General features: G+C 73.2%; 3 protein-coding genes. 1 reads left to right on the top strand and 2 read right to left on the bottom strand.

Annotated elements, in window-relative coordinates; translation table 11 throughout:
* Window positions 1-268: 268 nt before the first annotated feature.
* Window positions 269-877, bottom strand: a complete 609-nt coding sequence (locus tag EHS43_RS40575) for a TetR/AcrR family transcriptional regulator (protein WP_125195545.1) — start codon at window positions 875-877, stop codon at window positions 269-271.
* 49 nt (window positions 878-926) lie between these two features.
* Window positions 927-2,105: a glutamate dehydrogenase gene (locus tag EHS43_RS40580; protein WP_125195546.1), complete on the bottom strand. Its 1,179-nt coding sequence runs from the start codon at window positions 2,103-2,105 to the stop codon at window positions 927-929.
* Between the two features lie 188 nt (window positions 2,106-2,293).
* On the opposite strand from EHS43_RS40580, the gene EHS43_RS40585 reads away from it, so the two are divergent.
* A partial coding sequence (locus EHS43_RS40585; RefSeq protein ID WP_125195547.1) for an MBL fold metallo-hydrolase occupies window positions 2,294-3,378 on the top strand: 1,085 nt, incomplete at its 3' end.

Raw genomic sequence — 3,378 nt, forward strand, 5'->3', positions numbered from 1 at the left:
GTCCTCGGCCGGGCGTCCGGGGGGCTCGGTTCGTGTGGTGTTGTTATGCGGGCGTCGTGCGGTGACTTGAGGCGTGCCTGGTGCCCGGGGACGGGCGGGGTGTCTTCTGCCCGGCGTCCTCGGCCGGGCGTCCGGGGGGCTCGGTTCGTGTGGTGTTGTTATGCGGGCGTCGTGCGGTGACTTGAGGCGTGCCTGGTGCCCGGGGCGGGGTGTTTCCTGCCTGGCGCCCCCGGCCGGGCGTCCGGGGGGCCCGGTTCGTGTGGTGTCGTCAGGCGGGCGGCGTGCCGTCCAGTTCGAGCTCCCGTGCCAGGGCCTCGTCCACCCACTCCTGGGCCCGTGACCTGGCCACCGCGCCCGCGTAGGACGTCAGCTGGACGGCCAGGCCGTCCAGGAGGGCGGTGAGGCGCAGCGCGGTTGCCTGCGGGTCCGGGCAGTGGAACTCGCCCGCGGCGACCCCCTCGGCGATCACCTCCGTGAGCGCCGCCTTCCAGCGTCTGTCGAGATCGCGGGTGACTTCCTGGAGCGCCGGTTCGCGCAGGGCCACCGCCCAGCCCTCGATCCACAGGCGCCAGCCCTTGGCCTGGCCCGTCGGGGCGTACCAGCGCACGGCCGACCGGAGCCGGCGCAGGGCGCTGGTGCGGCGGCCGAGAAGCCTGCGCAGATGGGCCAGGTCCTCCTCGGCGGCGTACGTGAACGCGGCGGCGACCAGCTTCTCCTTCGTGGAGAAGTGATAGAGCACCAGGGCGTTGCTCACCCCGAGCGCCGAGGCCACGTCGGCGATCCTGACGGCCGCCACGCCCCGCGCCTCGATCTGCTCGATGGCGGCCCGCAGCAGCTCCTCGCGCCGCTCGGCCACCGTCAACCGCACTCTCGCCACGGGGTCACCCTAGTCCGTCCGCCTGCGCGGTACCGCGGACCGGGCCAGGTCAGCGGTAGTGGCCGAACCGCTCGGCGATCACCGGCAACCGGTCCGCGACCAGCGCGTGCGCGGCGGCACGGGGCGAGATGCCGTCCGCCTCGGCGCGGGCCAGCAACTGCCCGACCAGCGCGCGCATGGAACGCCGTATGTGGGCGAAGGCCTCGTCCGGGTCCGCGCCGATGTCGCCGAACAGGGTCCACCACCACCAGGCGTTCGTACCGGAGTTGACGACCACGTCCGGCAGTACGGTCACCCCGCGCGCCGCCAGCAGCGCCTCCGCCGCGGGCAGGACGGGCATGTTGGCCGCCTCGACGATCCAACGCGCCCGGACGCGCTCCTGGTTGCCGGTGTCGATCGTGTACGAGACCGCCGCGGGCACGAGCACCTCCGCGTCGAGCGACAGCCAGGCCTCACCGGGCAGTTCACGGTCGGCGGGGCGCATGGCCGTGCGGTCCACGGTGCCGTGGGCGTCACGGGCGGCCAGCAGCGCCTCGACGTCGAGCCCCGCCGGATTGAACACCGTGCCCTTGATGTCGGCGACGGCCACGACCGTGAGCCCCGCGCGCGTGAGGAAGCGGGCCGTGGCCCCGCCCATGGTGCCCAGACCCTGCACGGCCACGCGCGTGCCCGCGTACGGCACCCCGGCCGCGTCCAGGGCCGCGAGCGCCGACTCGGCCACCCCGCAGCCGCCCGCCAGCTCGTCGAGCCCGATGCCGTCCACCTCCACGGCGAATGCGTCCGCGAGCCGGCGCCGGGCCGCCACCTCGTCGTCGAGCAGCGGATAGACCGCCTGGATGGAGGAGACCAGGCCGGCCTCCGCCGCCGCCCGGTCCACCAGGTCCTGGCTGAGGCCGAGGTCCTCACCCGTCGTCCACACGCTCTCGACGTACGGCCGTACGGCCCGCAGGTAGCGCACGAGCAGGCCGTACGCCTCCGGATCCCGCGGGTCGCAGTCGATGCCGCCCTTCGCCCCGCCCAGCGGGACGTACCGCGCCGCGGGGTCGTAGTGCAGGGCCTCCTTCATGGTCATGCCGCGGGCGAGCCCGGTGACCTCCTCCAGCGTGCAGCCCGGGCGCATCCGCAGACCGCCGCTGGCGACACCCCGCACCAGCCGGTCGACGACCAGGAAGCCCTGGCGGCCGGTGACATGGTCGGTCCAGGTGAGCGACAGCAAGGGGGTGGTCACGCGGGCTCCGGTGCGGTCGTACTGCTGGGAACTGCTACTGAACGGGCAGTCAGTATTGGCAGCGGGGTGCGCCCTGTCAACGTGAGTGGCCTCTGTGGCGTCCTCACGGGTGTGACCGGGCAGAACCCGGCACTGTCAGAGGGGCGGACCATAATGGATGCCTCAGCGACTCTCCACCTGGAGGTACCGTGACCGGCTTCCGTCCCCTGAGCTCCGGGCTCCGCGCGCTGCAGCCCGCGGCCTTCGGTGCGGACCCGAGCGGTGAGCGCATGGCGCGCATCCGCAGATCCCCCCACTTCGCGGACGGTGTCTTCCAGAACCCCGGCGGCACCGCCCGGACCCGGCCCGAGGGGTCGGCAGTGGAGTTCGCCAAGGCCTTCTTCGACAGCGACGGCAGGCAGCAGCGGGCCCCGGAAGGCCGGATCCCGGTCCACGCCACCACCCTCGCCGACCTCTCCAAGCCCCCTGCCACCGGTCTGCGGCTGACCTGGATGGGGCACTCCAGCGTGCTCGCCGAGATCGACGGGCGGCGGGTGCTGTTCGATCCCGTATGGGGTGAGCGCTGCTCCCCGTTCCCCTTCGCCGGGCCCAAGCGGCTGCACCCCGTGCCGCTGCCGCTCGCCGCGCTCGGGCCGGTCGACGTGGTCGTCATCTCCCACGATCACTACGACCACCTCGACATGCCCACGATCAAGGCACTGGCCGGCACGGACACCGTCTTCGCCGTGCCGCTCGGCGTGGGGGCCCACCTGGAGCACTGGGGAGTGCCCGCGGACCGGCTGCGTGAGCTGGACTGGCACGAGTCGACGCAGGTCGCCGGGCTGACGCTGACGGCCACCCCGGCGCGGCACTTCTGCGGACGGGGACTGCGGAACACCCAGCACACGCTGTGGGCGTCCTGGGTCGTCGCCAGTGGGGAGCACCGGATCTACCACAGCGGTGACACCGGGTACTTCGAGGGTTTCAAGGACATCGGCGCCGCCTTCGGGCCCTTCGACGCCACGATGATCCAGCTCGGCGCCTACTCGGAGTTCTGGCCGGACATCCACATGACGCCCGACGAGGCCGTGCGGTCCCATCTTGATCTGCAGGGCGGGGACGCGGCGGAAGGGGTGCTGCTGCCGATCCACTGGGGGACGTTCAACCTCGCGACGCATCCCTGGGCGGAGCCCGCGGAGCGGACGATGCTGCTGTCCCACAAGGCGGGGATCGCCCTGGCGACGCCGCGGCCGGGGGAGCCGTTCGAGCCGGGGGCGGTGCCGGTGGTGGATCC

The organism is Streptomyces sp. RP5T (genome assembly GCF_003933965.1).
Taxonomy (GTDB): Bacteria; Actinomycetota; Actinomycetes; order Streptomycetales; family Streptomycetaceae; genus Streptomyces.